Genomic DNA, 6,000 nt, shown 5'->3' on the forward strand with positions numbered 1-6,000 from the left:
CCTCCAAAAAATCTACAAATTTTTAAGCCAGATTGAAAACAAAGGGTCTACCATCTTATACCTTCTATTTTCCTTTTCAATAACATCGAGTTTTCGCAACTTATCAAGTGCTGCTTTTACACTTCCAGCACTTAAATCTATTTCATATGGAGAAATGTTATTTGCAACATTTTTTAAAACCTGCTTTTGATTTGGGGTAAGAGAGTCCCACAACGTTTCAAACATCGGCCTTTCAGTTATTAAAACCTGCTCTATAGCATTTTCTAAATCATCTTCATTGCAGTTTTGTTTTGTATTACAAATATTCCAGAGTGTATGGGAAATGTATTGAATATAAAAAGGATGGCCTTCACATACCTCATACATTTTCTCAATTACTTTTCTTTCAATCTTTATGTTAGTAGAATTAAATTTATATAACACAAAACTTATTGCTTCATCCTTATTTAAAGACCCTAGATTATATATCTTTGAAAACCTGTAAAATGGTTTTTCAACGTTTGTAAAAATATCTGTCATAACGTGCCTTCTACTACCAGCAAATATAAAGGTTGTATTTTCAAACATTTGCGCTTTTTTCCTTAATAAAGATAAAAGGTCAACTTCTTTTATATTTACTATCTCTTGAAATTCATCAAATGCGACAATAACCTTTCTTCCTACCTTTTCTGGTAGTGATAATATTTCTTCAATGTTTCTAATTGTAGGCTTTATTTTCATATTAAACCCAAATGGTCCCAAGTTTATCTGTAAATCTTCTACATTTGGAAAAAACTTTTTCCAGATGCTAGTTATCTTTCTAACTCCACCAAGTTTTTCAACAAATGCTTTTAAAAATATATCTAAAAAGTCGCGTGCTGTGGTAACGCCCATAAGGTCAACATAGAAGGTATCAAAATCTAGTCTATCAAATAAATTTAAAAGTAGCGAAGTTTTTCCATACCTTCTAGGAGATATAAGGGTTATATTTATTCCACTATTTAAATCTGAAATAATTTCATTTATCTCTTCTTCCCTATCGCAAAAATCATGCTCTTTAACTACAACTCCAAACAAAAAAGGATTTTTCATCTATTTCACCTCGTAAAAAACAAGCTCGCAATTTAAGAGGTTAAATCCTAACCCTTTAACTCTGAAAGTTTCTTTATTCTTTCTTCAGGCGATGGATGGCTATAATGCCACGCTTTATACAACGGAAGTGGATTCAAGTTTGAAAGATTTTCTTTAATTATTCTTTTAAGACTTGAAATCATATATTCAGGGCTTTCCAGTAATTTGGATGAAAATTCGTCAGCTTCATATTCAAATTTTCTTTGAATAAAGTTAATAAGGGGCATAACAAAAAAGACAAGAGATGAAATAAAAATAAAGGCATATGTAAAGGCTGAATATGGCTTTGATATATTAAAAACCTTATAGTTAAGTAAAAGAGTATACACAAGGTTTACTAAATAAAAAAGGGCTGTATAAAAAGCAGAAATTATAACAATTAATTTTGGAATGTGTTTTTTTACATGATGACCTAATTCATGACCTACAATTGCTAGAATTTCTTCTTCTGGGTAGTTTAATATGGTGTCATATAAAACAAGCCTTCTTGATTTTCCAAATCCAGTTAGATATGCATTTTGTTTTCTTGTTCTGCGAGATGCATCCATTATGTATATTTCCTTTATATTTATAGAAGCTTCTTTTATAAGCTTCATAATTTTACTTTTTAGCTCTTCATCTTCTAATGGCGTAAATTTGTTAAAAAGTGGAGCTAAAAAGAGAGGATAAATCCATGAGATAAATAATTGAAAGCCTACAAAAACAATTGAAACCTTCCACCACCAGTTGTTATCTATAACTAAAATCCACAAAAGAATTGATAATAGCGGCGCAAATAAAACAACGTTAATTATCATATGTTTTATAGTGTCGGCAATATATGTTTTTAACGTCATGGTGTTAAAACCATATTTTTCTTCAACTACAAAGTTAGAATATAAATCAATTGGGATTTTAACTAATATATTAATTAACCAATAAATCCCAAAAAAGATTAAACCTTGTAAAATTAGCGAGTTTGTAATTTTCAAAGCAACTTTTTCAAAATATGGAAATCCCCAGAAAATAAAAATTAGGGTAATAGCTAAATTAACAACTATTGAAGTAATTTTTATTTTTGTAGTATCTTTTAAATAATCCTTTGACCTTTTAAAATCTTCCTCTGAAAACTTATCTTTCAAAACTTCAGGAATAGAAGCTTTTGGATTTGTTGAATACTTCAAGTTCCAAATAGTTAAAATTAATTCCCATATTGCTTCAAATATTACAACAAATAAGAAAAAATAATAAAACATCTCAATCACCTCAATTTTTCTATATTTATAATTAATTATATCAAAATACAACTAAAAGTATATTAAAATATGAAAATGCAATAAAAAAGGCCGCATTTAAACGGCCTTTTATTTTAACTTTAAAATTTCTAACTCTTTCTCTATTATTTCTCTATATTTTTCAAAAAGTGAAAAATCTAAATTATTTCTATTTCTATGATAATCAGTTGCAAGAAATTCCACTAAAGAATTTTTTAAATAATAGTTATCATTTTTAATTGATTCAAAATTCATCTGAAAATATACATTCATTGTTTTCAACCTATCAATTACTGGTTCATTATCATTTAGCCACCTATATCTTTCAACATGAGCAAGAATAATATCGTATCCTTCTAGTTGCAATTCAAATATTTTATCAAGTAAATAAATCGGGTATGATTCTGTTGGTAGCTCCAAAAGTAAGAATCTTTCATTAATAGGAATTAACTTATCAACTTTAGGTGTAAGATAAATCTCGCTTCCTAAATACGTTTTTACACCTATTTCTTCAAACTTTGGTTTCAATCTTTCATACGTATTATATATTTTTTCAATATCTGTCTTTACGGTTGGATGATTCAAATGAGGAGTAAAAACAATTTTTTCTACTCCGTTATTTTTATATTCTTGTATTACTGATAACGCTTCTTCTTCTGATTCAATTCCATCATCCACACCTGGCAATATATGCGTATGAACATCTAACATGGTTTTCACCTTCTGTTTTTCCTTCTTCTTTTCTTTTTTTCACCATCTTCATAATAGTAATAGTAGTAGTAGTAGTAATTCGAAGATTTCTCATTAATATCATTAATAACTAACCCAAGAAGATTAGCACTTGAAGTTTTAATATTTTCAAGCGCTATTTTCAAAGAATGCTTGAGAGTTCCTCCAGCTCTTACAACAAGTACCAATCCATCAGTGTATTTTGAAATAATTAGAGCATCAGCTGCTGCAAGAACTGGTGGAAGGTCAATAATTATTTTCTCATATTGTTCTTTTAATTTATTAAACAAATCCACAAACTTTTTTGAAGTTAATAAAGAAGAAGGGTTTGGTGGTATAGGACCAACAGGAATAACATCTAAATTTTCCATATAATTTTGTATAATTCTCTCTACTGGTACATCTTTGAGAATGTGGTTTACAATTCCAATATTAAAACGTTCAAGTCCAAGTACTTTTTCTACTCTTGGCTTTCTCATATCCAAATCTAATAATAGGGTTTTGATACCATTTTGAGCATATGAAATAGCAAGGTTTGCTGCGGTTAATGTTTTACCTTCAGAAGGATCTGGACTTGTAATTTCAATTACTTTAGGTTCAGGTGTAATTGAATAATTGATATTTGTTGCAACTAGCTTAATAGATTCTGCCTGAGGAGAAGTAGGAGAATTTAATACAATTAATTCAGGTTTATCTTGTCCTTTTTTTAGTTCAAATCTCGGTACTCTTCCTAAAATTACTGAACCTCTTGCAATCCTTTTTACCTCTTCTTCATCTTTTATACTTTTATCAGCATATTCTACAACAAAGACAAGTAATATTCCAAGGAATATACCTAAAACTCCACCAATTGCAAGAGTTAGCTTCTTATTGGGTTTTACAGGCTTTTCTGGTACAATAGCTTTATCAATAATATTTGCCGTTCCAATAACTCCTGCTTCTGCAATTTTTGTTTCTTCAAGTTTTTCAAGCAAAAGAGTATATAAGCTTTCTTTAACTTTTATATCCCTTTCAAGTTCAAGTAATTTTTGTTCAAGTAGTGGAAGTTTAGACATTTTTTTCTGATAGGTATCTCTCAGTATTTTAAGAGATTCAATAATAGAATCATATACTTCAGCTTTATATTGTGATTCAATTAACTGTGTATAAAGCTCTTGATATGCTGGGTTTATACTTTGAACTTGAGAAGTTACTATTTTGGCAACTTCATCTTTTAAAATCTTTTCTGTTTCACTTATTTTTTGCTTTAGTTCTACTATCTTTGGGTCGTTTTCAGAATAGGTGTTGGATAATCCCGCAAGTTCTATTCTATATTCAACTAGCTGTGATTTTAATTGATTAACTATTGGATTTGTTGTAATAGTTTCAGAAGAAACTATTTTTTCATCAACCTTTTTTAACATTTCATTAAGTGCTTCTATAGTTGCTTTGTTTTCTTGTTTTTGAAGCAAATATGAATTTATTTGGCTATCATAATTAAGCATTAATGATAAAATGTTTTTTGCTTCTTCGTCAAGAACAAAAACATTATTTTCTTCTTTAAACTTTCTTAAATTATCTTCAGCTTCTTTTAATTCGCTTTCTAATTTTGGAATTTGACTTTCGATAAATTGTCTCTTAACAGTATACTCATTTTTTGAAAGGCTTTTTAAAAGTTCATTGTAAACTTGTGCAAGTTTATTTGCAATACTGGTTGCAAGAATTGGATCAGGACTTTGAACTGATATTTTAACTATTTTTGTATCTTTTACAGGAGATATAGAAATCATTTTACTAACTATACTTATTACATCATTTTTTGTAATTTCTGGATTAGTATTCTTAAAATAAGACACCAAATTAAGTTCATCAACAACAGTTTCGATATTTGAACGGCTTTTAATTAATTCAACTTCAGTTGAAATATCAGGCCTTGATGATGTGATTTGAGAAGAAAATAGATCGGTTATTGAACCTTGTGATTGTGGTTCAATTTTTAAAGTTGCGCTTGCTTCATATATTGGTGTAGCATATATAAGATATATTACTACAAAAGCAACAGTTAAAATGAATGTAACAAAAAATACCCAAAATCGTTTTCTAAAAATATGAAAAATATCTTCTAATGTAAGTTCGTCTTGATATACTTCTTGGTCCATCTAACTCCCCCATTCTAAAAGTATAGCTAATTTTATTATATCATATTGGTTCAATAAATACAATATTAATTTTAGAAATGATTGTTCTTTATATATTTTTTTAGAGTACTATAATATACTATAATTAAAAGTTCTCTTTTCATACTAAACACTGAGCAATAAAAACTATTAAAATTTAAAAGTTATTTTTAATAAACATTCTAATATAACATGTAAAATAATTTAAAAATTCCATGACTAGTTCTCATATTTATTTGTTTTTTTAAATCTTTATTAATGTTTTTAAAATTCCACACAATGACCCGAGGCCATATGAAATATGTAAAATCCAAAAAGATAATAATGTTGGGATAAATAATTTTATATTTTTTTCCTCAAGAGCTATCTTTAATGAAAAGAATATGGAAAGAATTAGGTATATAGAAAGAATAAGAATAAATGTAAATTTTATTTTTGTTGAAAATATTGAGAAAATAGTTCCAATAATTAAAAACAAGACAAATATCAAAGGGACAACATGCCTTATTGAAAAACTGTTTTTAGAATATCTGGTAGATAATATAACCCAAAGGCCATTAAGAAAGTTGTTTTTAAATAAGTCTTTAAAGGTCGAACGAGCAAAGTAATATGCCTTTGCTTCTGGAACTAGTAATATTCTCATACCAGCTCTTTTTATCCTTAAATTCATTTCAATATCTTGGTTTCTTTTTAATTGTGGCGCAAATAATCCTACTTTTTCAAAAATTTCTTTTTTGTATATCCCATATGCA

5 protein-coding genes are annotated in these 6,000 nt (G+C 27.9%); all 5 read right to left on the bottom strand.

The window, feature by feature from the left end; all coding sequences use genetic code 11:
- Window positions 1–12: 12 nt before the first annotated feature.
- Window positions 13–1,071: an AAA family ATPase gene (locus tag JG780_RS04475; protein WP_287569344.1), complete on the bottom strand. Its 1,059-nt coding sequence runs from the start codon at window positions 1,069–1,071 to the stop codon at window positions 13–15.
- Window positions 1,072–1,118: 47 nt separating this feature from the next.
- Window positions 1,119–2,345 carry a M48 family metallopeptidase gene (locus tag JG780_RS04480; protein WP_287569345.1) on the bottom strand — a complete coding sequence of 409 codons (1,227 nt, stop codon included), beginning with the start codon at window positions 2,343–2,345 and terminating at the stop codon, window positions 1,119–1,121.
- A gap of 108 nt (window positions 2,346–2,453) precedes the next feature.
- Window positions 2,454–3,074, bottom strand: a complete 621-nt coding sequence (locus JG780_RS04485) for a CpsB/CapC family capsule biosynthesis tyrosine phosphatase (protein WP_287569346.1) — start codon at window positions 3,072–3,074, stop codon at window positions 2,454–2,456.
- 5 nt (window positions 3,075–3,079) lie between these two features.
- Window positions 3,080–5,230, bottom strand: a complete 2,151-nt coding sequence (locus tag JG780_RS04490; RefSeq protein ID WP_287569347.1) for a GumC family protein — start codon at window positions 5,228–5,230, stop codon at window positions 3,080–3,082.
- A 262-nt stretch (window positions 5,231–5,492) separates the two neighbouring features.
- Window positions 5,493–6,000 (bottom strand): glycosyltransferase family protein (locus JG780_RS04495; protein ID WP_463274140.1); only part of this gene is annotated, 508 nt, incomplete at its 5' end.

Source organism: Thermosipho sp. (in: thermotogales), from assembly GCF_020054775.1.
Classification (GTDB): domain Bacteria; phylum Thermotogota; class Thermotogae; order Thermotogales; family Fervidobacteriaceae; genus Thermosipho; species Thermosipho africanus.

What these genes read in the sequence shown, in the direction of transcription:
- JG780_RS04475 (WP_287569344.1), bottom strand. Translation starts at nt 1,071, where the DNA reads ATGAAAAATCCTTTTTTGTTTGGAGTTGTAGTTAAAGAGCATGATTTT.
- JG780_RS04480 (WP_287569345.1), bottom strand. Translation starts at nt 2,345, where the DNA reads ATGTTTTATTATTTTTTCTTATTTGTTGTAATATTTGAAGCAATATGG.
- JG780_RS04490 (WP_287569347.1), bottom strand. Translation starts at nt 5,230, where the DNA reads ATGGACCAAGAAGTATATCAAGACGAACTTACATTAGAAGATATTTTT.
- JG780_RS04485 (WP_287569346.1), bottom strand. Translation starts at nt 3,074, where the DNA reads ATGTTAGATGTTCATACGCATATATTGCCAGGTGTGGATGATGGAATT.